This window comes from Butyrivibrio sp. AE3003, from assembly GCF_000686065.1.
In the GTDB taxonomy this organism is placed as follows: Bacteria; Bacillota; Clostridia; order Lachnospirales; family Lachnospiraceae; genus Butyrivibrio; species Butyrivibrio hungatei_A.
This window is the reverse complement of sequence record NZ_JMLX01000001.1, coordinates 2,634,715-2,657,606: the sequence shown is the minus strand read 5'-3', so window position 1 is coordinate 2,657,606 and position 22,892 is coordinate 2,634,715. Positions and strand designations below refer to the sequence as shown.

Annotated in this window: 23 protein-coding genes and 1 tRNA gene; 2 read left to right on the top strand and 22 right to left on the bottom strand. The window is 38.3% G+C overall.

What is annotated here, in order from left to right; translation table 11 throughout:
- Positions 1-10: 10 nt before the first annotated feature.
- The 4 genes from CD00_RS0112760 to CD00_RS0112745 form a co-directional block, all read right to left on the bottom strand.
- Positions 11-823: a YlmH/Sll1252 family protein gene (locus CD00_RS0112760; protein ID WP_026656322.1), complete on the bottom strand. Its 813-nt coding sequence runs from the start codon at positions 821-823 to the stop codon at positions 11-13.
- Complete coding sequence (locus CD00_RS0112755; RefSeq protein WP_026656321.1) at positions 820-1,329, bottom strand: NUDIX hydrolase; 510 nt, start codon at positions 1,327-1,329, stop codon at positions 820-822. The genes CD00_RS0112760 and CD00_RS0112755 overlap by 4 nt, the downstream gene beginning before the upstream one ends.
- Before the next feature lie 339 nt (positions 1,330-1,668).
- Positions 1,669-4,113 carry a clostripain-related cysteine peptidase gene (locus CD00_RS0112750; RefSeq protein WP_026656319.1) on the bottom strand — a complete coding sequence of 815 codons (2,445 nt, stop codon included), beginning with the start codon at positions 4,111-4,113 and terminating at the stop codon, positions 1,669-1,671.
- 60 nt (positions 4,114-4,173) lie between these two features.
- Entirely contained in the window at positions 4,174-4,518 is a 345-nt protein-coding gene (locus CD00_RS0112745) for a phenylpyruvate tautomerase MIF-related protein (RefSeq protein WP_026513415.1), read from the bottom strand.
- Positions 4,519-4,952: 434 nt separating this feature from the next.
- On the opposite strand from CD00_RS0112745, the gene CD00_RS0112740 reads away from it, so the two are divergent.
- Positions 4,953-5,315 carry a hypothetical protein gene (locus CD00_RS0112740; RefSeq protein ID WP_207640500.1) on the top strand — a complete coding sequence of 121 codons (363 nt, stop codon included), beginning with the start codon at positions 4,953-4,955 and terminating at the stop codon, positions 5,313-5,315.
- Entirely contained in the window at positions 5,312-7,057 is a 1,746-nt protein-coding gene (locus CD00_RS0112735) for a carbon starvation CstA family protein (protein ID WP_026656317.1), read from the top strand. Before CD00_RS0112740 ends, CD00_RS0112735 begins: the two co-directional genes overlap by 4 nt.
- Before the next feature lie 62 nt (positions 7,058-7,119).
- Here the strand turns inward: CD00_RS0112735 and CD00_RS0112730 are convergent, their stop codons facing one another.
- The 18 genes from CD00_RS0112730 to jag all read right to left on the bottom strand — a co-directional run bounded on the left by CD00_RS0112730 (position 7,120) and on the right by jag (position 22,875).
- Positions 7,120-7,740 (bottom strand): HAD family hydrolase, encoded by a 621-nt coding sequence (locus CD00_RS0112730; protein ID WP_034462121.1) that lies wholly within the window; start codon positions 7,738-7,740, stop codon positions 7,120-7,122.
- Between the two features lie 30 nt (positions 7,741-7,770).
- Positions 7,771-8,157, bottom strand: coding sequence for a hypothetical protein (locus CD00_RS0112725; protein ID WP_026656315.1), 387 nt, complete (start codon positions 8,155-8,157; stop codon positions 7,771-7,773).
- A 79-nt stretch (positions 8,158-8,236) separates the two neighbouring features.
- Positions 8,237-8,746, bottom strand: coding sequence for an acyltransferase family protein (locus tag CD00_RS0112720; protein WP_026656314.1), 510 nt, complete (start codon positions 8,744-8,746; stop codon positions 8,237-8,239).
- Positions 8,743-9,498 carry a PBECR4 domain-containing protein gene (locus CD00_RS19460; protein WP_207640499.1) on the bottom strand — a complete coding sequence of 252 codons (756 nt, stop codon included), beginning with the start codon at positions 9,496-9,498 and terminating at the stop codon, positions 8,743-8,745. The genes CD00_RS0112720 and CD00_RS19460 overlap by 4 nt, the downstream gene beginning before the upstream one ends.
- A gap of 194 nt (positions 9,499-9,692) precedes the next feature.
- Positions 9,693-9,908, bottom strand: coding sequence for a DALR anticodon-binding domain-containing protein (locus tag CD00_RS21245; protein WP_330370422.1), 216 nt, complete (start codon positions 9,906-9,908; stop codon positions 9,693-9,695).
- Between the two features lie 7 nt (positions 9,909-9,915).
- Entirely contained in the window at positions 9,916-11,391 is a 1,476-nt protein-coding gene (gene argS, locus CD00_RS18335; protein ID WP_330370421.1) for an arginine--tRNA ligase, read from the bottom strand.
- 313 nt (positions 11,392-11,704) lie between these two features.
- Positions 11,705-12,193 (bottom strand): NUDIX hydrolase, encoded by a 489-nt coding sequence (locus CD00_RS0112705; RefSeq protein WP_026656312.1) that lies wholly within the window; start codon positions 12,191-12,193, stop codon positions 11,705-11,707.
- Positions 12,194-12,293: 100 nt separating this feature from the next.
- Positions 12,294-12,367 (bottom strand) — tRNA-Arg (locus CD00_RS0112700).
- A gap of 132 nt (positions 12,368-12,499) precedes the next feature.
- Positions 12,500-13,207 carry a purine-nucleoside phosphorylase gene (deoD, locus tag CD00_RS0112695; RefSeq protein WP_026656311.1) on the bottom strand — a complete coding sequence of 236 codons (708 nt, stop codon included), beginning with the start codon at positions 13,205-13,207 and terminating at the stop codon, positions 12,500-12,502.
- A gap of 20 nt (positions 13,208-13,227) precedes the next feature.
- The gene (locus tag CD00_RS0112690) at positions 13,228-14,118 is read right to left on the bottom strand and encodes a DUF3881 family protein (RefSeq protein ID WP_026656310.1); all 891 of its coding nucleotides are present in this window, start codon (positions 14,116-14,118) and stop codon (positions 13,228-13,230) included.
- Positions 14,119-14,147: 29 nt separating this feature from the next.
- Positions 14,148-15,437 (bottom strand): serine--tRNA ligase, encoded by a 1,290-nt coding sequence (gene serS / locus CD00_RS0112685; protein WP_026513424.1) that lies wholly within the window; start codon positions 15,435-15,437, stop codon positions 14,148-14,150.
- Positions 15,438-15,473: 36 nt separating this feature from the next.
- Positions 15,474-15,995 (bottom strand): DUF4446 family protein, encoded by a 522-nt coding sequence (locus CD00_RS0112680; RefSeq protein WP_026656309.1) that lies wholly within the window; start codon positions 15,993-15,995, stop codon positions 15,474-15,476.
- Positions 15,996-16,011: 16 nt separating this feature from the next.
- A complete protein-coding gene (locus tag CD00_RS0112675; protein WP_026656308.1) occupies positions 16,012-16,917 on the bottom strand; it encodes a ParB/RepB/Spo0J family partition protein in 906 nt (301 codons plus the stop codon).
- 18 nt (positions 16,918-16,935) lie between these two features.
- Positions 16,936-17,712 (bottom strand): ParA family protein, encoded by a 777-nt coding sequence (locus tag CD00_RS0112670; protein ID WP_026656307.1) that lies wholly within the window; start codon positions 17,710-17,712, stop codon positions 16,936-16,938.
- 276 nt (positions 17,713-17,988) lie between these two features.
- Positions 17,989-18,726, bottom strand: a complete 738-nt coding sequence (rsmG, locus tag CD00_RS0112665; protein ID WP_026656306.1) for a 16S rRNA (guanine(527)-N(7))-methyltransferase RsmG — start codon at positions 18,724-18,726, stop codon at positions 17,989-17,991.
- Positions 18,716-20,644, bottom strand: a complete 1,929-nt coding sequence (mnmG, locus tag CD00_RS0112660; RefSeq protein WP_026656304.1) for a tRNA uridine-5-carboxymethylaminomethyl(34) synthesis enzyme MnmG — start codon at positions 20,642-20,644, stop codon at positions 18,716-18,718. The genes rsmG and mnmG overlap by 11 nt, the downstream gene beginning before the upstream one ends.
- A 3-nt stretch (positions 20,645-20,647) precedes the next feature.
- Positions 20,648-22,063: a tRNA uridine-5-carboxymethylaminomethyl(34) synthesis GTPase MnmE gene (gene mnmE, locus CD00_RS0112655; protein WP_026656303.1), complete on the bottom strand. Its 1,416-nt coding sequence runs from the start codon at positions 22,061-22,063 to the stop codon at positions 20,648-20,650.
- Positions 22,064-22,149: 86 nt separating this feature from the next.
- Positions 22,150-22,875 carry an RNA-binding cell elongation regulator Jag/EloR gene (gene jag, locus CD00_RS0112650; RefSeq protein ID WP_334291139.1) on the bottom strand — a complete coding sequence of 242 codons (726 nt, stop codon included), beginning with the start codon at positions 22,873-22,875 and terminating at the stop codon, positions 22,150-22,152.
- Positions 22,876-22,892: the final 17 nt, after the last annotated feature.

Below are 22,892 nucleotides of genomic sequence, written 5' to 3'. Positions count from 1 at the left end.
TCAGGCTCCATTATACAAAAATTTTTACTTTTATAAACAGTCTGCCTTTTCTGGTCGTATTCTCTGTTCCGAGATAAATAAATTTGCCGTGTCCTCTTACCGAAACTCTGGCTCCTTCTTTGAGGTCATATCCGCCGCTATATGCAGTGCGTCCGTCTATGTATACAGACTCCACTTCAATAAGCCTCTGCGCTTCCGATCTAGAAAGGTGATAAACAAAAGAAAGAATTGCATCTATTCTCTCCGATGCAACCGTGCCTCCGATTTCTTCGAATTTGGGTTCGATGTTGCACTCGGAAGATTTTACTGTTTCGCACTTCACGGAAGTATGCTTAATTCTAATAAGTTCTTTGCATATCATTTCTGCGATGTCACAAGTGGCATAAAGATACGCTTCATTTTCTCCTGCAAAGATATCTCCGATCTGGTCTCTTTCTATTCCAAGATTCATGACCGCTCCGAGATAGTCTCTGTGAGTAAGATTATCGGCGAATTTTGCATTCACCGGTTTTATCCTCACACAGGCAAGAACAGAAGGCTCTTCCTGCTCCGCCATTATAAAGCTCTCTTCATCCATGTAATCGGGTAGGAAACATACCATCGCTCTTTCAGCGTCTTTATTACCTCCGTACATAACGAAATGCGCACCATGATATTCGTGTACATTTGCAGGTATTTTTTCACTCGCAAGTATGTTGTAAAAAAGCGCCTGCTCGGATACGGACAAGAAGTCCGTGTGAGTGACAAAATTATTCATGTAAGCTCTTGTAGCAAGATCCTTTGCTCTTCCCGCAAGATAATCGCGTGATTTTTCTTCGTTCATTTTATATTTCTCAGATATTCCTTATGATCCATTTTCTTTCCGTCAAGAACAGCCTCTGTCAGGTTGTCTTTTCCGTCGTAAACAAGCTTCAGTGAAAAGAAGTCTTTTCTCTCTTCCAAGAGTTTAAAAAATATCTTGTCTCCTTCCCATAGATTGAGTCCGTAAACTTCACTCTTTTTTATCCATTCAAGTTTTCCTTCATCACAGTCACTCGGCTCTTCGTTTGGAGCAGGTGCGGTAAAGAGGGACATAAGCTCGTAGTCTCCTTTGCCGGAAACAAAGGTCACAAGTCCTCTGAAATTAAGCTCCTCTTTTGGTATGTCATAACCTGTCTCTTCAAGTATCTCTCTGTGCATACATTCTTCGGGACTTTCATCCTCTTCAAAGTGCCCTCCGACTCCGAGCCATTTGTCTTTGCTGATGTCGTTCTTTTTGGAGACTCTGTGGAGCATAAGATATCTGTCACCGCATTCGATGTAACACAAAGTTGTAAGTATGTCGTGCATTTATAACTCCCGTTGTAATGTGTTTATGGTTTTGAGTTTATTCTCTGAATAATCTTTTGCTTTTTATCTGTGTAATTTGTTATCGGATAACAGGGTAAAAAAAAGGCTTAAAACGCACCTGCTTTTTATCCCCGGTTTTTGTGGTGAATTTCTTATCGTCAAAAATGCTGAAGCCCACTAACGGTGCAGTTTTTCGCGATTTTTACAAATCTAAAAATCACCCCGAAATTTATCCCGATTTTTACTCTGTTTTTTATCCGTATTTTTTCTCGAAAACAACTCTTAAATCAACCTTCAAATTTACTCTGTATCGTTCATTTTTAAGAGCGTATTATTACATCAATGTTTAAGTGATTCTGTCCAATATTTTTGTCCGTAAATATCTGTGAAACAATATGTCTCAAGAACCGCTCCGTCACCTACGGGAACATTGCTTATTTTCATATCGGACATTGCCCCTTTTACTGTGTATTTTTCTCCCAGTAAATAAGCCTTCTTGAAAGCCCTGTCATATCCGTAGAAATCACAGGTAAAATCAATCTCATCTCCCGCCTGCAATTCTGTGAGGTTCTTTGCTATGGTCTCTGTCTCGCCTTCAACGTAGTCATAGCAAACACCAGCAACATACCCGTCTTCATTGTCCGAATCAAACACGAGAATGAGATTCGCTTTTTGTCCATTTAAAAGACACGGAACTCTGCCTGTTATTGCATAGCTTTCTTCAGTTACCTGAACGTCTACCACATAGTAGGCTACAACATTGCCGTCAATTGCAAGCCAGGTCTTGTCGTTCTGCGACCTCAAATTTCCACTCTCATCAAAGTCGAAAACATTATCCATTCCAAGGTCTATGTATCCCTCACCGTCATCATAGAACATATTCAGGTCGAGTTCATGTACCATTTTCCACTGGTCTTCTGACAGGCTTATAACGTCTTCTCCGGCAGTATTTTTTGTCCACATAAGAGCGGACTCATCAAACCTGTTAGAAGCAATGTATTTTGCTGCCTTTTCCACATCAAGACTTTTACCGAGGAATGCTGTGTTGGAAGAATTAAGTCCCGACACGCTGCTAAAGTCACTTGAAAGGAAGGTCGTAAGAAGCTGTGTTATCATCTCCGCAGAAGCATCCGAATTTCCGCTTCCGGAAAGCTCTCCAAAAATGGATGGTAAAGGTGTCTGTGAACCACCCGCTGCAACCTGTCCCGCAACCTCCATAGAAGCAAAGTTCTGAATGCACTTTGCATACTCTTTATCCATGCCGATATCTTCATAGGTATTTACCATCGAATCTACCTTATGTGTTTTCTTATAAGGGAAGTAGATGGAAAGCCCGTACGAGTTGGTCATATTTGAGCTTGTTTTGTTGTATTTTATTGCGCTTTTTAAGGTCGCCACAAGTTCTTTTGCATCATCTGTTCCAACCCTGTTTGCAAAGTCCACAAGATCGACCTGATCTATCTTTGAAGAAGCCGCAAATTCTCTTGTATTTCCTCTCGCATTTGAAACCGTTTTATAGTTGTCACTATTTATCATTTCAGAGGTGCTTTTTGAGAAGTCGGCAAGCTCTGTCGGAACTGTCTGCGAAATCTCCGCAAGATCTGTTATTGAAAGTGTTGTTTTTTGACCCGGACAAGTCTGCGCACATGTGCTTGTAAAAGAGTCGATAATATTCTTTCCGATATTTATCGTCTCCATCGATGTATTTTTTCCAAGTTCTGTAAGCCAGTCTGTGTAGTACCAACCGACTCCCGGTTCTGTCTCTTCGGATGCCACGAGATAATCCGCGTAATTAGACACTACAAGGGCGTTCTCAACAGTCGCCATAAGACATGTGTCAAAGCCGACAAAATCGAACGTCACTCCGCCGTCTTTAAGTGCCTTATTAATTCCTGCCAAAGACATGGCTCCTGCGGTCTGGAATTTTTCATCGTATCCGTATCCACCTGTAGACCCACCGCCGTGGTCCCAAAAAATAAGCTCATATCTGTCCGCAGGAAAGTTCTTTGCAGACCACTTGATATAGTCCGACAAAGTCTCTGCTTTTGTCATAGGTAAGTTACCTACGTTATTCACAAGAGGATTAAGCTTACCATCCTTTATCTGATATATCTGATTTGTGGCATTGGAAATTACATTGTTCTGCCACTGCTTACAGCCGCCTGTATAAACAAGGAGATTTATCTTATCACCAATGTCTGCTTTCATCATCTCCTGAATGTCCCTTGAAGCCATTCCGTTTCGGGACTCAAGATCTGCTCCGCACATGTAGACCATAATCGTGATATTATCCTGTCCGTTCCCCTTAATTACAGTCCTTTTTTCACGTGCTCTGCTGTCCACACTTGTGTTAAGATTTCCTGTGTTTGGAGTGTCACTCCAGGTTGCCGAATTTGCTCCCGATCCTGTGTATGAACCGTAGCCACCAAAAAGCTGGCCAAGAATCGATCCGGCTGCCCCTGAATTTCCGCCCTGTGAAGTCTGTGAATTCTGTGCGGTATTTGCAGGTGTTTGAGTTGCGGGCGATATATCAGTCTGTCCGCCTCCCAACATAGTCGAAAGTCCACCGCCTCCGGCCAGGAACAAAAGCACTATTATCATAAAGAGTGGATTTACCCCTCTCCCTGAGCGCTTCATTCCACCGCCGTTTTCCGACGGTCCGGATCCCGATGAATACCCACTGCTATTACCTACAGGACCGGTTCCGAGTCCCTCGCCTCTTTTGTGTACTCCGGAACCTCCTTCAGTGACATTCTTTTTTCTTCCAACAGGTCTGTTCTCCATTGCTTCCCTCCAGACTTATTTTTCATACAGATTTTTTGTAGAAAAAATGATATGACAATATCAGAAATTACTTCCATTCCATCCCCACTGATCTGCGGGTGTATATTTTATATAGATATGGTCCGGTTTAATATCGAGCACATCACCAAAGATTTCTGTTATCTTTTCTGTGAGCTTTTCAAACGCATCCGGATTTGCTTTTCCAAATATCATTACTTCAACGAATGCTGTAGGCAGAGAATTGTCTCCTCTAAAGTACAAATGATACCCGTCTTCGAACCCTGTCATAAGCCAGTTCTCACTCTTTCCCGGAATGAGCTCTATTGCTTTTCCAAGTTCTGTCTTTAACTTTGTCTCCTGTTCCTTTGAAATTGTTATGCTTATTTTTGAATTTATAAAAGGCATATTTTGTCTCCCTTCGTCTACTTTCTTTCCCAATTTATTATACATTATATTGCAGATTGGTTTCATATTAGTTTGTCTTTATCAACGCTTCTGCATTATCTTTGTCGTATTTTCAATTATTTTCATTCTGTTTCTTCTATATATTATTTACTGTAATAAAGTGCATTTTCCTCTTTGCAACACCGCGTCAAAGTGATAAAGTATATATGGTCTTTATTATCAATAAGAAATTTTTACTTGTAAGGTGACTTCAATGGTATCATCCGACGCATATTTGCAAGAACTTCTACGCCGGTATCAGGCAAATTTCGATGTCACAGAAAACTATAAATTTGGTGAAATCCTTTTCCCTGCCTATGCCTTTTTTCATTCGATGAGTGAGAAATATGTTCTTAGAAAAGAAGCTCAGCTTTGGGCTGTCAAAACTTTTGAACATGTTTTTTTTTATAAAAGAGAATTCTTTTTCACCGGAAAAAATTGATGAGATAAAAGAGCTGATCATTCAAAAGATAGAGCCTGAATTTGTCCGCAAGAATGATAAGTATCCCGAAAAGGATCACATGATCTCTTACATTACTTTTGTTGTGTTATGCGATTCTGCTCCCGATCCTCAGACAAAAAAACTGATTAAGAAATTTCATTTTGATAAGGGATATCTTCTTAACTTCAGAGGTCACAGCGAAGCAAGACTCGCCGTTGCGACCATGGACACCAAGGAGGTCTTTACCAATTACGTCGGCAAAGAGCTAAAATCTCTGCTCTTTGATATATACAAAAAAATGGAGGAATTGTTATGAATGCAGCAGTAATACTTTTAGTAAGCGTTGCGCTTCTTGCTGCCGGATATGTATTTTACGGTAGCTGGCTCGCAAAGCAATGGGGAATTGACCCTTCACAGAAAACACCTGCGCATGAGCTCGAAGATGGTATCGACTATGTTCCTGCCAAAGCACCTGTTCTCATGGGTCACCACTTTTCATCAATCGCCGGAGCAGGCCCTATCAACGGACCTATTCAGGCAGCCGTTTTCGGATGGATTCCCGTTTTATTATGGGTAATCATCGGAGGCATTTTCTTTGGAGGAGTACATGATTTTGGTGCTCTCTTCGCTTCACTTCGCCACAAGGGTCAGTCAATCGGTGAGATCATCGATGATTCAATGGGCAAAAAAGCTAAGAGACTCTTTATCACATTTGGCTACCTTACTCTTCTTTTGGTCGTTGCTGCTTTCAGCTCAATTGTTGCAAGCACATTCGGTGTTACAACATCAACAGGCGCAGCAGTTGAAGGACCTACACTTGCAGCTAATCAGTCAACCGCTATGATATCAATCCTTTTCATCCTTCTTGCGATGGTATTTGGATTCTTCGTTTACAGAAAGAATGCTCCCATCGGAGTTGCTTCTGTTTTCGGATGTCTTGGAATCGTTGCAGTTGTTGCCATCGGTCTTAACTTCCATCCTATCGCACTTTCTTACAATGCATGGATGTGGGTTATCGGTGTATATATTTTGATTGCATCCGTTACTCCTGTTTGGATCTTGTTACAGCCAAGAGATTACCTCAGCTCTTTCCTTCTTTACTTCATGATTGGAGCAGGTGTCATCGCAGTTCTTGGAGCTGTTGTTACAGGTAACGGTTCATTCCAGATTCCTGCTATGGGCGATGCAGCTCTTAAGGGAACAGGCGTATTTACAACAGGTACTGCTTTTCCTGCCCTCTTTGTTACAATCGCTTGCGGTGCTATTTCAGGTTTCCACTCACTTGTTTCATCAGGAACAACAGCTAAGCAGCTTGATAATGAAAAAGATGCTAAGCCTGTAGCTTACGGTTCAATGCTTATCGAGTGTGTAGTTGCAGTTATCTCTCTTCTTGCAGTTGGCTTTGTTTGGGCAGCTGCTTCAGACGGAACATACGCAAGCCCTACTCAGGTATTTGCCGGCGGACTTTCAGCAATGATCGGATCATTCGCTCCCGGTGCAAAAGACATTATGTACCAGATGCTCATCCTTGCGGTTTCAGTTTTCTGTCTCACATCTCTTGATACCGCTACTCGTCTTGCAAGATACATGTTCCAGGAATTCTTCCTTGAGCAGGGACAGACAGCAAAAGATGCAACAGGTTACAAGAAGGTTCTTGCAAATCCTTATGTTGCTACAGCAATCACAGTTGTACTCGGTGTTGCACTTGGTATGACAGGTTACACCAAGATTTGGCCATTGTTCGGTGCAGCTAACCAGCTTCTTGCAGCTATCGGTCTTCTTGCAGTTTGCACATGGCTCGGTGCTGTAGGTAAGAACAATAAGATGTTCTACATTCCTATGGTATTCATGCTTGCTGTTACAATCTGCTCACTCATTCAGACAATCACTGCTAAGCTTACAGCTTACACATCAGGATCTGCAGATGTTTGGGCACTTATTCAGGCACTTATCGCTGTGCTTCTCGTAGTACTCTCAGTTGTACTTTCAGTTATTTCTGCAAAGACTCTTCTCAAGCAGAAGTCTGAGAAAAAAAACGATGAAAGCAAAGTAGCTTAATCATTTCTACCTACATAAAAAGCATAAGATTTTGCTCATGTTGCAAAATCTTATGCTTTTTTTTATAAAAATCTTTCCTTTAATTCTGACAGACTATTTATCTCTTCATCCGAAATTTCATTTTCTCCGGTTATATTCCAATATTTACCAAATCCTTGTTTTATCCATATCGTTTTCATTCCCAATTCTTTTGCAGGAACTATGTCATTATCAATTCGGTCACCTATCATTACCGCATTTTCCGGATTGCAAGAAGCTTTAGACAATGCAATATTAAAGATTCTTTTGTCAGGTTTTTCCACACCTTCTTCAGCTGATGCAATTATAAGATCTATATATTTTTTAATACCGAATTTTTCAAGTCTTTCTGCTGTTCCTATAGGCTGATTGGCTATAATACCTATCTTATAATTTTGGCTTAATGCATTCAAAGTTTCTTCTGTATCCCCGAATAATTCCTCTTCTTCTAAATACCACTTTGAACCTGAGACTTTATATTTCCGTGTTAATTCCAGATCGCCCTTCTTATTATTTTTGTATAAGTCTATTGCCATGTTATATATTTTTTCAAACGGCTCACCGGCAGCGTCCGCGATATCCTGTAGCCTGTGACAATAAACCTTTTCTTCATTTACCAAAGTAGAACCCACATCAAAAAAGATCCATTCAATATTGTTTTTCATCAAGCCTTTTCTCCTGCCTTAGTTATTGTGTTATATAGCTTCTATGAGATAATAACATATTTTATCCATGAGTGTGTTATACCCTTTGTTCACATACTTGCTTCCTGTGATCATAAATGTCAGTACTGAAATGCCAAGTGCAATTATTATTTGAAGGAACGTTTCTTCTATGATTATACCCGTATTTGTCATAAGCCTGTGTATAGGAATGATCACAAAACTTGAAAGGACATAGATACAAAGAGTTCGCTGTCCGTATATTGTAATCGGAAATTCTTTATCTGGCATGAGATTTACTAATGCGAATATGATGACTACGGCTATAATGTAGATTGTTCCCCTCAATATCATTCCGTGAATGTTATCAAGTTTTGTTGCGCTATACGACTGGATAAGTTCATACATTTTGACAGGCATTATGCCTCTGATATTTAAGTATATAGTAATTGCGAAAGCTACGATGATTGCTACGATACTGTATATCTTAGGAATTTTTCTAATTTTTTCTATACTTTCTTTTTTGAATTTGTAACCGAGTATGAAATACGGGAAAAACGATACGGTTCTGGATATTGAAAAAAAACCTCTCCGCTTCTCCTATGCATCCACAATATATTCCCACGATGAATGCCAGTATTACTATTCCTTTTACCCTGTCAAAATATTTTACGGTAACTCTCCAGAAAAAAAGACTCAGCAGATACCAAAATACATATATAGGTTTAAAGAAATTTATTCTGTTGATCGCAGTTCCCTGAGTAAACAGCCAGATTGTGTTAAATATAATGAACGGAATAATCGTTGTCTTTAATAATTTGTCCGGCTTAGCATCTGACTTCGAAAAATATCCGGATATAAAAATAAAGAGCGGCATGTGGAATGAATAGATCACCGCCCTTATAAGTCCCAACTTTCCAGTTGTCCCAAACTCCTCAAGTGCATGCCCAAATACTACCAAAGTTATCAGCAGTACTTTCATGTTGTCGAATGAATAATCTCTTTTCATATTACTTCTTTGTCCATTAATCCTGAAATGGAAACTATATCATTACATATGTTTAGCTGTTTAATATCAAATTTCTTAGAAATAAAAGTTTTTTCAGAATATTTTTCCTCATTATATTTCTTTTTCATAATGAGCAGAACTTTATTTTTAGGCGCAATCAACTTTCTTACATCTTCTTTATATAGAGATACAGGAATATCCGTTTTCCTATTTTTCTTTACACCTAAGCTTAATACAAATTTTGTATCGCCAACAAAATAATCAGCTCTAATCTTTATGCCACTGTTTATAAAATCGCCAATCATACAATTATTGAACAACAACTCATGAAGATAAGGTATCACAGCCAGCTTCTGTTCAACTTTCCCCTTATTGTCTATTGTAATATCCGAATCTGAAAGTTTATTTGCAATACATGCTTTGTAAAATCTCTGTGCAGAAAGCTTAGTTGTTATTCCCGTCAGATGCAAAAAAAACATATCTCTAAAGCTGATTTCAACATATTCCTGAATTCCTAACTTTTCATAAACTATCAAAAATGTATTATTATTGAGGCATTCTTCATACTTTTTAGCCGCCTCCGTAATAATACGAATTGCATCCTTTTTGTTGATTTTCATTAAAACTCCCAAAAAAGAGGTTGTCCATAAGGACAACCTCAACATAGTCTGTACGCTGATTTTTCTGTTGTCTGCCAACTGTCTGGCCTTTAAATCCAGCTTAAATGTCGAGTTTTTTCTGTTGCTCGCCAACTGTCCGCCCTTCTATATGCGGCATAAATGTCAGATTTTTAAGGTGTCAGCTCACCTAACATTTCTGTCAATTACATCTTAGCAACGCTCTAATGATTAATCAAGATATCAGCTTAATTCTTCATAAAAGTTTAAGTATTTTCCTGACAGGATCCCCTTTGTATTTGTAAAATGCATTTTTTCACCTTCCAGTTTTACATTTCTTCCGGACATTCCATACCAAGAAGTCCACATCCTTCGGAAATTATCTTTGCAGTAATATTTACCAGTTGTAATTTTGCTTCTTTTTTCTTTTCATTTTTTTCCTTTAAAATCGGGCATTCCTGGTAAAACTTATTAAAATCAGAGCATAAGTTTATCAAATATCTTGCAACTACGGAGGGTTCATAACTTTCAGCTGCACTACTCACGGCCTTTTCATATCCACCTATAGTTTTTTATCAGGGCAAAAGAAATATCATCTATAAGTGCCTGATAGTCTGTTACTTCATATTGTATTTCTTTTCCATACTTACGAAGTATACTCTTAGCCCGAGCATAAGTATATTGAACATAAGGACCTGTCGTACCGTCAAAGCTAAGCACTTCCTTCCATGAGAAGTTGATATTCTTTATTCGCTGATTGAACAGATCATGGAATATAACAGCTCCGATTCCTACCTGCTTTGCAACTTCTTCCTTGTTATCAAGCGACGGATTCTTTTCTTCTATTAAATCTTCTGCTCGTTTGATTGCTTCTTTAAGTATATCTTCTGCATAGATGATATTGCCTGTACGAGTTGAAAGTTTCTCACCATCAAGACTCACCAGACCATAAGGAACATGAACAAGTTCCTTATAAAAATCATATCCCATAAGTTCTATTGCCTTAAACACCTGCTTAAAGTGAAGCGACTGCTCAAGTCCTGTCACATAGAGGCATTTATCAAAGTTATACTTTTCCTTGCGGTAAAGAACAGCGGCAATATCGCGAGAATGATAGATTGAGCTTCCATCTTTTTTAGTGATCATGCATGGTGGCATATTATAATCAGAAAGATCTATTACGTTTGCCCCCTGACTTTCTATAAGAAGCTTTTTCTCTTTTAACAGTTCTACAAGTGCCGGAACCTTTTCGCGATAGAAGCTTTCTCCTGTATATGAGTCAAAAGAAATTCCAAGCATATCATAGACGCGCTCGAATTCCACTATACTGATATCTTTAAACCACTCCCATATTGATAAAGCCTCTTCATCACCATGTTCCATCTTTACAAACCAATCTCGCGCTTCATCCATAAGCTCCGGATGTTCTTCTTTCTCATTGTTGAATTTCACATAGATATTAAGAAGCTCCTGTATTCCTTTTTTCTCAACCTCTTCCTTGCTACTCCATTTTTTATATGCCACTATCAGTTTTCCAAACTGCGTGCCCCAGTCTCCGAGATGATTAATCCGGACAACTTTATATCCAAGTTTTTCATGGATTTTATATAATGCATTTCCAATAACTGTAGTTCGCAAATGTCCTACATGAAAGTTCTTGGCGATGTTTGGTGAAGAGTAATCCATGCAGACAGTTTTATTATTTCCGATTTTCTCAACACCAAGATTCTCCTTTACTACTTGTTTTAGTACTTTTTCCGTAAAGAGCATTCGATTCACAAATATGTTGCAGTATCCATTAACTGAAAGTACTTCATCCAATCCAAGTTGATTCTTCTTTTGGTCTAATCCTTTTTTAATCTCAGTAGCTATCAGTGCCGGATTTTTATGTAACAGCTTGGCAAAACCAAAACACGGAATTGCCATGTCACCCATTTTACTATCCGGCGGCGTTTCTATGAGAATAGTAATCTCCGAATCTGATAATCCCAAAATTTCTGCAACGACTTTACAAATTTCTTCTTTCATGTTTCAATTCCTTTCTTGATATTTTTTGATAAAAAAAGAACCGCAATAGATTTACAGCAATCTGCTAAATCAATTACGGTTCTGCTTTATATTACTTATTAACAGCACCGCACGGCAACAAGACATACGTTCTTGCAACCATGCGAATTATCTGCGATAGTTACAAGAACTTATGTCTCCTCTGTCTGCTCCTTAAGCTGTTTGTCAGTAATAAACTCATACGAATCATCCTTTATAATAATATTGAATTTAATATACAATATTCAAAAAAATCTGTCAATTTACCTTTCTAATTTTATCCACATAATTGTTATTATCTTTTAAATTCTTCAATGAACTGTTGAGAACGTACCGATGCAAATGTTTCAATTGGCATTTTCGAAAGTTCATCTACACTAACCCAATTGTATGAAGAAGTCTCTCCTTCCTGTAAAATGATTCTGTTTTTTGGAATATCTGTTATACACATATATATTTCATAGAATGTTTTGTATCCACAATGTTGTACACATCCTACTCTAACTAAATTATTAGTAGCTATCCCTGTCTCTTCTCTGAGCTCTCTTATTGCACATGCCAGCGAATCTTCTCCTTGAAGAGCTGATCCTCCTGCTGTTAATTCCCACTTTCCACCAAGATGCTTCCTAAAATCTCTTTGCATCATAAGATAAGTTCCATCAGTATGTCTTACGATTATCTCACTTACAAGATGATAATATCCGTCAGGTATTTCTTCATCTCGAATCAATGTTACTCCATCAACCTTATTAAAGTTTTCAACATATGCATCCCAGATTTCCATAACGCCTCCTTTGCTCTCACTTACATTATCTGAATATTATTTTTCTATTTTCTTGTATATGCAAAAAAAGAGAAGCCCTATTAAAAAGCTTCCCTTAAAATGTTCGCGATGCGATTCGAACGCACGACCTTCCGCTTAGGAGGCGGACGCTCTATCCAACTGAGCTACGCAAACATGACCTTTGTATATTAGCACAATCTGAGGCACAATTCAAGGGAAACGCATAACAAAGCGCTTCCCTGAAAATTGTGTTTTGCAATACTTATAAATATTTTTATTTCAAATATTCAATAATCTGATTCACTCTCAAAGCTGGATTGCTGTCTTAAGTGCAATCTCCATCATATCAGTAAATCCTGTCTCTCTTTCTTTTGCAGTAAGTTCTCCTGCCTTGAAGAGATGGTCTGATATTGTAAGGATTGTAAGTGCATTCTTCTTAGCTTCTGCTGCATTCATGTAAAGTGCTACTGTCTCCATTTCGACTGCGAGTGCTCCCATGTTCTTGTAGAGTTCGCTCTCGTTGCACTTCTTATAAAATGCATCTGAAGAAAGTACGTTACCTACATGGAATTTTACCTTCTTCTCTCTCGCTATGTTTACTGCTTTCTCTAACAAGTCATAACTTGCTGTCGGACAGAATGTTCCGGGAAGTCCAAACTGGAATCCGTAGTTGGAATCTGTGTGAGCACCCATTGCGAAGACGATGTCCATTACATTAACATCCTCTTTTAATCCACCGGCACTTCCAACTCTAATGATGTTATCCACATCATAAAAGTTAAAAAGTTCATAAGTGTAGATTCCGATTGAAGGAATTCCCATTCCATGTCCCATTACAGACACTTCTTTTCCCTGATACTTACCTGTAAATCCAAGCATTCCTCTTACTTCATTAAAGCACTTAACGTCTGTGAGGAAATTCTCTGCAATGAATTTTGCTCTGAGTGGATCGCCGGGCATAAGCACGGTCTTTGCGATGTCGCCTTTTTCGGCACTGTTATGAGGTGTAGCCATATCCATTTTCTCCTTCTCTATTAATTTGTTCCGGGAAAATTGATATATCCCTGCATCCAAATGTTACCTTTAAATCTTCTTCCGACTGCCGGTTCGCCAAGCAAGTCGGCATCGTTTATACACAAGTCAAACTCAAGTCCGTTACAATTAATCCTCATTATGTGTATAACTTCTTTTGTCAGATAGTTCTCCGTCTTATCAACTTTGACTATCTCTCCCAAAACGGAGTAGTGATCGCACTCAACTCCGTATGGCATAAAATACGTATCAACAAGACTATACACATCCTGCTTTCTGATTTTTCTTGAAAGCGTTGTATATATATCCATGTCGTCAAGAGTCAGTGATTCAATCGCTGCTTCATCACCTCGTCTTGCATTATCTATAAGTTTGTTCCTATAACTGGTTTTCTTTTTGGCCACTTCTATTTGTTGCTCTGTCTTTGCAATCGGCATCATTATCTGACCCTTTATTGACAGCGCAGACAAACTAAGTGTTGTTCCTCTGACAGGAAAGTGATCCTCATTCTCATACTTGATGTAAGGAATTATATTCTGAAGGTAAAAGATAAGTGAAACGCCAACCCTGTTTTCATTACAGATTCCTGCATATGAATATTGGGCTGCATGGCGTTCTATTGTTATATCTTCTTCCGTACTGATCTGCGAAGGGACTAAGTACGGATAATAATATTCATATATAAACTTATCTTGTTCATCAAATTCCCCACATACCGCGAGTCCTATTTTTTCATTTGCATAGTCATGCATGAACTCCGCAAGAATAACATTATCCTCTATGGACACATATCCTCTTCTTGAAGATTTCTGAATAGAATCGGTAATTAATCCGGTCAACTCATTCCTGTCTTTTATTTTAGAAAAACCGACTGCTCTTAGAAATTTATGCAAGGAATATTTTCACCTTTCTACTGCTGTTATTATTTCTTCTTAGGAATAAGTACTTCTTTTCCTCCCATGTAAGGACGAAGAACTTCAGGAATCTTTACGCTTCCATCTGCCTGAAGGTTATTCTCAAGGAAAGCAATAAGCATTCTCGGAGGAGCAACTACTGTGTTGTTAAGTGTGTGTGCGAGGTAGTTTCCATCCTTACCTTTGATTCTGATCTTAAGTCTTCTTGCCTGTGCATCTCCAAGGTTAGAACAACTTCCAACTTCGAAGTACTTCTTCTGTCTGGGTGACCATGCCTCTACGTCACATGACTTGCACTTAAGATCTGCAAGATCTCCTGAGCAGCACTCAAGTGTACGTACGGGAATGTCCATTGATCTGAAAAGATCTACTGTATTCTTCCAAAGTTTCTCATACCAATCTTTTGACTCTTCGGGCTTACAGATTACAACCATCTCCTGCTTCTCGAACTGGTGAATTCTGTATACACCTCTCTCCTCAATTCCATGCGCACCTTTTTCTTTTCTGAAACAAGGTGAGTAACTTGTAAGAGGCATAGGAAGTTCTTCCTCTGGAATAATCTGATCAATGAACTTACCGATCATTGAATGCTCACTTGTTCCGATGAGGTAAAGATCTTCTCCCTCAATCTTATACATCATAGCTTCCATCTCAGGGAAACTCATAACTCCTGCTACTACATTTCCATGAATCATGAAAGGAGGAACACAATATGTAAATCCTCTGTCAATCATGAAATCTCTTGCGTAAGAAATTACTGCAGAGTGAAGTCTTGCAATATCACCAAGCAGATAATAGAATCCGTTACCTGCAACTCTTCTTGCAGCATCAAGATCGATTCCGCAGAAGCTCTCCATAATATCTGTGTGATAAGGAATCTCGAAATCGGGAACAACAGGTTCACCGAACTTCTCAATCTCAACATTCTCAGAATCATCTTTTCCAATAGGAACAGATTTGTCGATGATCTGAGGAATGATCATCATCTTATTTGTAACTTCTTCATCAAGTTTCTTCTGATTCTCTTCGAGTTCTTCAAGACGCTTTGCTTCTTTTGCAACTTCATCCTTGAGGGCCATTGCTTCTTCTTTTTTACCCTGTGCCATCATTGCACCGATTTCTTTAGAAATCTTATTCTTATGTGCACGGATCTCATCCGCTTCTTGCTGGTTTGTTCTTCTTGCTTCGTCGAGTTTTATAATCTCATCTACTAGAGGAAGTTTCTCATCCTGAAATTTGTTCTTGATGTTCTCTCTTACCACATCAGGGTTTTCACGTAAAAATTTTATGTCGATCATTTTGATCTCCTCCATGTATGTTTATATATTTTATTCTTATCTTCTTACACTTTCGCGTGCACTATCCAATGCCTTCTTTTCCTCATCACTGAGTTCAACATCTGCTATTCCGGCGTTGATAACTTTCGAATATGAATAGTTAAGTCCGTCTGTGCTGTGAACTGAATTCATAAGGAATCCGTTGTCATTTTCATCGAGCATACAAAGTGCGAAGCTGAGCTGTCCACCCATCTGACTAAATGCATCATATTTCTCAAGTCCGATTTTCTGGAAGGTTCTCTGCATTCTTTTGTTGATGTCCTGAATGTCCTTACGGTTTTTATCGTTCTCCGCTCTTATCATTTTGTTTTCGTGAAAAAGATCTACGATTTCATCTTCAAGTGATTTCGCATCTTTTCCTGTCATGAACTTATTAAACTTCTTTGATACTTTACTTATCTTGCATCCTTGTATGATAACAATAAGTAGAAGAATTAATACTAATGCTAAAAGTGCCAAGATAAAAATTGCAGGATCTATGTTTCCAAGACCCAAAAGATTTAATATGTTACTTTCCATTTTATTCTGTCTCCGATTATTCTATGCATAGTCTGTTTATTATTTTCTCAAGATCGTCGCTGTTATAAAACTCAATCTCAATTTTTCCTGCGCCACTGCCTTTGGAAGTAATATCAACTTTTGTTCCGATTGCCTGCTTACATCTTTCAGATAGATTTGCATAGATTGCATCCAGACTTGAGTTGGTTTCTACTACCTTCTTTGGCTTGGGTGCTTTGCCAAGATTCTTTACAAGTTTCTCAGTTTCTCTAACGCTTAACTTCTCATCAAAAACTTTCTGAGCGAGCATCGTTTGCTCTTCTTCACTTTCAACAGATATAAGTGCTCTGGCATGACCTGTTGTAATAAGTCCGTCGATAACCATCTGTCTTACTTTTTCACAAAGCTTCAAAAGTCGAAGTGAATTGGTAATTGTCACTCTGCTCTTTGATACTTTCTCTGCGACAATATCCTGAGTGTATCCAAATTCATCGATAAGCTTTTTATATGCAAGAGCTTCTTCAATAGGATTTATGTCTTCTCTCTGGATGTTATCAATAAGAGAAATCTCTGCAATTTCATGTTCGCTAAGATCTTTTACTATAACCGGTACTTCTTTTATTCCGGCTTTCTTAGCTGCTCTCCATCTTCTCTCACCACCGACGATTTCATAGTGATCGTTCTTATCTGTTACGATAAGTGGATTGATAATTCCATACTGTTTGATTGATTCAGCTAATTCCAAAAGGCTATCTTCATCAAAAGATTTTCTTGGCTGATTTCTGTTCGGTTCAACCTGAGTAATGTTTACATGAACAACCTGTCCTTCGCTGATGCTCTGTTCTTCAGAGAATGAAACTTCTTTTGTTGTGAAAGATGCCTTTGCAGGTATGATTGAATCAAGTCCTTTTCCTAATCCTCTTTTCACATTCTTAACTGCCATATCTTATGCCCCTCCGCTTTAATCAAATTTTCTGTCGATAACCTCATTTGCAAGAAGTCGATATGCTTCGGCTCCTGCGGACTTTGGTTCATAAACGTTTATAGGTAGACCGTAACTGGGCGCTTCTGCAAGACGAATGTTTCTTGGGATTATTGTCTTATACACATTCTCCTGTATATGTTCCTTTACGTTTTCTACAACCTGGAGTGAAAGATTGGTACGAGAATCAAACATCGTAAAGACAACACCTTCCATATCAAGTTCCGGATTAAGTCTGTCTTTTACAAGATTAACTGTATGTACCAATTGGCTGAGACCTTCAAGTGCATAGTACTCACACTGAATAGGTACAAGAACTGTATTAGCTGTAGTCATTGCATTGACTGTCAGCATACTAAGTGATGGCGGGCAATCTATAATTATGAAATCATAGTCATCCCTTATACCACTTATTGCCTCTCTTAAAATATATTCTTTGTTGTCAGAATCTATCAACTCAATTTCTACTGCAGCAAGATTTACATTCGAAGGAATGATATCAACTCCATCGATTCCCTTTACAACATTTCTGGTTATTACTTCATCAATGCTGCACTCACCAATCATTAACTCATAGATGGTGTTATCGATTTCATTCTTATCAATACCAAATCCACTTGTTGTATTTCCCTGAGGATCTGTATCAATAACAAGTACCTTCTTTCCTTTCTCTGCCAAAGCAGATGCTAGATTGATTGATGTGGTAGTCTTTCCGACTCCGCCTTTTTGATTTGCAATTGCGATTATTCTTCCCATTACGCCTCCCATCATCGTGAAACACTAATCTGATTTTACCACATTATTAAAATTATAGAACATAAAAAAAGCACAATCTTTAGAAAATATGATATTATTTTCCAGATTGCGCTTCGTTTACTACATATAAATATGTGTATTTTTTGATGTTTCATGACCAATTTTATGTTTCACGGATTATCACTATATTTTGTATTCTAATGTTTCACGTGAAACAATCAGTTGTGTTCATTTTTTACAGTAAATAATGTTTCACGTGAAACATTATTTACTACCTCAAAGAGGATTTTTGGCAGGCGTTCCGGCCTTACGTGGATACTGTTTTGAGGTATGTTCTTTCTTATCAACCACACATATCGTGCGAGTTATATCTGTTCCCGGCAAAAAGAACTCCTTACATTCCTTAAGCTTTCCACCAAGAAGATGAATTGCTCCCTTCGCTGCTTCTACTTCTTCAGATCCTTTATCACCTTTGAAAGCAATGAACTCTCCTCCGACCTTTACATAGGGAATACAATATTCTGTAAGAGTAGACATATTAGCTACTGCTCTTGAAACAGCAAAATCAAATTTTTCTCTGAGTGTTCCATTCTTACTCGATGAGAAATCCTCCGCTCTTCCATGAAGTGTTTCAATACTTCCGGATTCATTAAGACCAAGAGTATCTATTACTTCATTTAGAAAGTTGATTCTCTTATTGAGTGAATCGAGTAACGTAACATGAAGATTAGGATAAACAATCTTAAGTGGAATTCCCGGAAACCCTGCTCCTGTTCCGATGTCGATAAGCGAATACTCTTTATCTTTGAAATCAACAAAAGGAGTACATGAAATACTATCAACAAAGTGAAGCTTACATACATCATCAAAATCTGTTATGGCAGTAAGATTCATAACCTCATTTACCCGAACAAGAATTTCGAAGTATTGATCAAATTGTTCCAGTTGTCTGTCGGTGAGTTCTATTCCGTATGAACGGAAGTCCTCAATCATTTTATTGTATTTATTCCTCATTCTGTTTTCCTCTGTTAAGTGAGTCAAGATAAATGATAAGTACAGAAACATCTGCAGGATTAACTCCACCGATACGTGAAGCCTGTCCGATATTTACCGGTCTAAACTTTTCAAGTTTCTGTCTTGCTTCAAGTCTTAAGCTGCTGACATCATTGTAATCAATATCCGCGGGGATAAGTTTTCTTTCAAGTTTCTTGAACTGTTCAACCTGTCTTTCCTGTCTGTTGATATACCCTTCATACCTGATGGTAATCTCAACCTGTTCAATGACATCCTTAGGAAGGTCAGGTCTGTCAGGATCAATCTCCGCGATCATATCGTAAGTCATCTCGGGGCGACATAATAATTCAGCAAGAGATACTGCTGTTTTTAACGGTGTACTTCCACACCTTGTCAGGAAATCCTGAATCTTTGAATTGGCTCCGATGTTTATACTCTTTAATCTCTCAACTTCTTTTGTAGTAAGTTCAATCTTCTTGAGTAACTTATTATATCGTTCATCATCTATAAGACCTACTTCATGACCTTTTCCTCTAAGTCTTATATCTGCATTGTCCTGTCTAAGAAGTAATCTGTACTCTGCTCTTGAAGTCATCATTCTATATGGTTCAAGGTTTTCTTTTGTAACAAGATCATCGACAAGAACTCCGATGTATCCTTCGGATCTGTCTATAGAAAGATAAGGCCTGTTCTCAATCTGCATCGCAGCATTAATTCCGGCGTACAATCCCTGAGCAGCAGCTTCTTCATATCCACTACTTCCGTTGAACTGTCCTGCTGAAAAGAGTCCTCGGATATCCTTGATCTCAAGAGTGGGATGAAGCTGTCCGGGGCAAAGACAATCGTACTCAATTGCATAAGCATTTTTTACAATGCGACAATTCTCAAGTCCGGGCACTGTTCTGTACATTGCAATCTGAACATCTTCAGGAAGTGATGAAGACATTCCGTCTATATACATCTCATTGGTAAATGTTCCTTCAGGTTCAACAAACACCTGGTGCCTTTCATGGTCGGGAAACTTTACAACTTTATCTTCAATTGACGGGCAATATCTCGGACCCACCCCTTCAATGATTCCCGCATAAATTGGGGATCTATCGATATTATTACGTATTATTTCATGCGTTTTTTCATTAGTGTATGTAAGCCAACATGATACCTGCTGTCTCTGAACATCAGAAGGATCTGTATCAAATGAAAAAGGAATTACCGGATCATCTCCAAACTGCTCTGTCATCTTGGAATAGTCGATTGTATTTCCATCCATTCTTGCAGGGGTTCCGGTCTTAAATCTCCTGAGTTCGATTCCCGCATCGATGAGTGATTGTGACAAAAGGTTGGAAGGCTGAAGTCCGTTCGGTCCACTGTAAGTAATCGCTTCACCTGTAAGACAACGACTCTTAAGATAAGTTCCCGTACATAAGATAACAGCTTTAGCTTCATAAGTTATTCCTGAAAAAATCTTTACTCCGGTGATGATATGTTTGTAACCTTCAGTCTTTAATTTATCAGAAGGATCAGCGTAAAGAATCTCTGAAACCTCAGCTTGCTTTATTGTAAGATGTTCCTGCTTTTCAAGTACCTCTTTCATCTTCTTGGAATATTCCATTTTGTCAGCCTGACATCTGAGTGAATGTACCGCAGGTCCTTTAGAAGTGTTAAGCATCTTTGACTGCAAAAAAGTCTTATCTATATTTTTTCCCATCTCTCCACCAAGAGCATCTATCTCTCTGACAAGATGTCCCTTGGAAGATCCGCCAATGTGAGGGTTGCACGGCATGAATGCGATGTTGTCCGCACTCATTGTAAAAATTATAGTTTCAAGACCAAGTCTGCTACAAGCAAGTGCCGCCTCACATCCGGCATGTCCTGCTCCAATTATTACAACATCATATTTTTCAGTAAAAACATTCATAAATTATTTTCCCATACAAAATTTTGAAAAGATTTCTTCCACCAGATCATCGCCGACTTCTTCTCCGATGATCTCGCCAAGATAAGCATAAGCATTTGAAAGATCGACTGTATAAAAATCTTCCGAAAGATTTTTTGAAATACTGTCATCAACAAGTTTCAGACTTTCATAAACTTTCTGAAGAAGTTCTTTGTGTCTTAAGTTTGTGATATAGATTTCCTGCTTCGGTAAAATGTCACCATGAAAGAAAAGTTTTGAAAGTGCATCTTTAAGTTCATCGATTCCGTTACCTTTCAACATCGAAGTTTTTATAACGGGTACGTTATCCACATTTGTGAAAAACTTAAACACATTATCTTCATTGATTTTTATGTCATCAGAAAGATCGTTCTTATTAAGAAGAACAATCGTCTTCTTTCCTTCACACAAACTGATGATCTCTTTGTCTTCATCATCAATGTCGCGAGTCGAATCAAGAATATACAAAACTAGATCTGCTTCTTCAATCTTACTCTTTGCTTTATCCACACCCATCTTCTCAATGATGTCATCGGTGTCTCTGATTCCGGCCGTGTCTATAAGATGCAAAACAATATCACCAAGTCTCACGGTCTCTTCAATAATATCACGTGTTGTTCCCGCGATGTCGGTAACGATTGCTCTTTCATCTCCGATAAGAGTATTCAAAAGAGATGATTTTCCTGCGTTAGGCTTTCCAACAATAACAGTCTTTATTCCATCTTTTCTGATCTTACCTTCATCTGCGGTACTAAGAAGTTTCTCAATCTCCGAAGTCAAAGATGAAACTTTGGCTTTAAGTTTTTCAGGGTATCCGGTCAGATCATAGTTTTCCGGATCATCAAGGGCCGACTCAATGAAAGCCATCTCATAAATTATCTGTTCTCTCAAACTCTTAACTTTATCATAGATACTTCCGCGAAGCTGATTTCTGGAACTGTCCAAAGCAAAATTGTTCTGAGCACTTATGATATCCATGATAGCTTCCGCTTTAGTAAGATCGATTCTTCCATTAAGAAATGCTCTCTTTGTGAACTCACCAGGATCAGCAAGACGGCAACCACTTCTTAGAAGTAACTCAATAATCTGATTCATGATGAGAATTCCGCCATGAGTATTAATCTCAATAACGTCTTCTCTTGTAAAACTATGAGGTGCTTTCATAAATGAGATCATAACTTCATCAATGATCTTGTCACCATCACAAATATATCCGAACTTGATCGTATTCGGATCATGCTTTTTTAAAGTCTGTTTCATTTTTGCAGAACGATAAATCTTATCACAGATTGAAACCGCTTCTCTTCCGCTCACTCTTATAACTCCGATTCCGGAATCAGACATTGCGGTTGCAACAGCGCAGATAGTATCGTCATTAAAATTATTAAAAACACCTGACATATTTTGTCTCGCTTCTATTTTAATAAAATTTTCTCTACATATAATAATACCCCTCAAAGTATACAACTTCGAGGGGTAAATGTTTATTATTTCTTTAATGTAACAACTACTCTTCTGAATGGTTCTTCACCTTCGCTGTGAGTAGTAACAAACCTGTCTCCCTGAAGAGCTGAATGAATAATTCTTCTCTCATAAGGATTCATAGGCTCTAAAGCTACTGAATGTCTGGACTTTCTAACCTTATAAGAAATGTTCTTTGCAAGATTTTCGAGAGTAGCTTTTCTTCTCTCTCTGTAATTTTCTGTATCAACCTTAACATGGATGTACTCGGAATAATCTCTGTTAACAACAAGAGAAACAAGGTACTGAACAGAATCAAGTGTCTGTCCTCTCTTACCTATGAGAACTCCCATCTCATCTCCGCTAAGTTCAATCTCAAGAATCTTATCAACCTGATTGAAAGTAGTCTTAACAACAACTTCCATTTTCATTGCATCGAAAACTTCTTTTAAAAACTTATTGGCTTTTTCACAAACCTCATCAGCATTTATATCAGAGCTGACTGTCTTTTCAACTTCTTTTACAGTCTCTTTTACTTTTTCTTTTTTGCTTTTTACTTCCTGCTTGGGTGAAACCTTTGTATCTAATTTGATATCATCAATCTTGATTTCTTCACTCTTCTCTTCTTTAACTCTAGCCTTGATGATTGCAGGCTTAGCATTTATCCCCAAAAAACCTGATGATCCGTTTGAAACTACTTCATAATCAAGTTTATCACTGGTAACGCAAAAAGTTTCGCAAGCTTCTGTAATAGCATCATCAACATTTT

Coding starts and splice junctions, on each gene's coding strand:
- CD00_RS0112760 (WP_026656322.1), bottom strand. CDS start 823: ATGAACGAAGAAAAATCACGCGATTATCTTGCGGGAAGAGCAAAGGAT.
- CD00_RS0112755 (WP_026656321.1), bottom strand. CDS start 1,329: ATGCACGACATACTTACAACTTTGTGTTACATCGAATGCGGTGACAGA.
- CD00_RS0112750 (WP_026656319.1), bottom strand. CDS start 4,113: ATGGAGAACAGACCTGTTGGAAGAAAAAAGAATGTCACTGAAGGAGGT.
- CD00_RS0112745 (WP_026513415.1), bottom strand. CDS start 4,518: ATGCCTTTTATAAATTCAAAAATAAGCATAACAATTTCAAAGGAACAG.
- CD00_RS0112740 (WP_207640500.1), top strand. CDS start 4,953: ATGTTTTTTTTTATAAAAGAGAATTCTTTTTCACCGGAAAAAATTGAT.
- CD00_RS0112735 (WP_026656317.1), top strand. CDS start 5,312: ATGAATGCAGCAGTAATACTTTTAGTAAGCGTTGCGCTTCTTGCTGCC.
- CD00_RS0112730 (WP_034462121.1), bottom strand. CDS start 7,740: ATGAAAAACAATATTGAATGGATCTTTTTTGATGTGGGTTCTACTTTG.
- CD00_RS0112725 (WP_026656315.1), bottom strand. CDS start 8,157: ATGCCTGTCAAAATGTATGAACTTATCCAGTCGTATAGCGCAACAAAA.
- CD00_RS0112720 (WP_026656314.1), bottom strand. CDS start 8,746: ATGAAAAGAGATTATTCATTCGACAACATGAAAGTACTGCTGATAACT.
- argS (WP_330370421.1), bottom strand. CDS start 11,391: ATGAAAGAAGAAATTTGTAAAGTCGTTGCAGAAATTTTGGGATTATCA.
- CD00_RS0112705 (WP_026656312.1), bottom strand. CDS start 12,193: ATGGAAATCTGGGATGCATATGTTGAAAACTTTAATAAGGTTGATGGA.
- deoD (WP_026656311.1), bottom strand. CDS start 13,207: ATGGCTACACCTCATAACAGTGCCGAAAAAGGCGACATCGCAAAGACC.
- serS (WP_026513424.1), bottom strand. CDS start 15,437: ATGATCGACATAAAATTTTTACGTGAAAACCCTGATGTGGTAAGAGAG.
- CD00_RS0112680 (WP_026656309.1), bottom strand. CDS start 15,995: ATGGAAAGTAACATATTAAATCTTTTGGGTCTTGGAAACATAGATCCT.
- CD00_RS0112675 (WP_026656308.1), bottom strand. CDS start 16,917: ATGGCAGTTAAGAATGTGAAAAGAGGATTAGGAAAAGGACTTGATTCA.
- CD00_RS0112670 (WP_026656307.1), bottom strand. CDS start 17,712: ATGGGAAGAATAATCGCAATTGCAAATCAAAAAGGCGGAGTCGGAAAG.
- rsmG (WP_026656306.1), bottom strand. CDS start 18,726: ATGAGGAATAAATACAATAAAATGATTGAGGACTTCCGTTCATACGGA.
- mnmG (WP_026656304.1), bottom strand. CDS start 20,644: ATGAATGTTTTTACTGAAAAATATGATGTTGTAATAATTGGAGCAGGA.
- mnmE (WP_026656303.1), bottom strand. CDS start 22,063: ATGTCAGGTGTTTTTAATAATTTTAATGACGATACTATCTGCGCTGTT.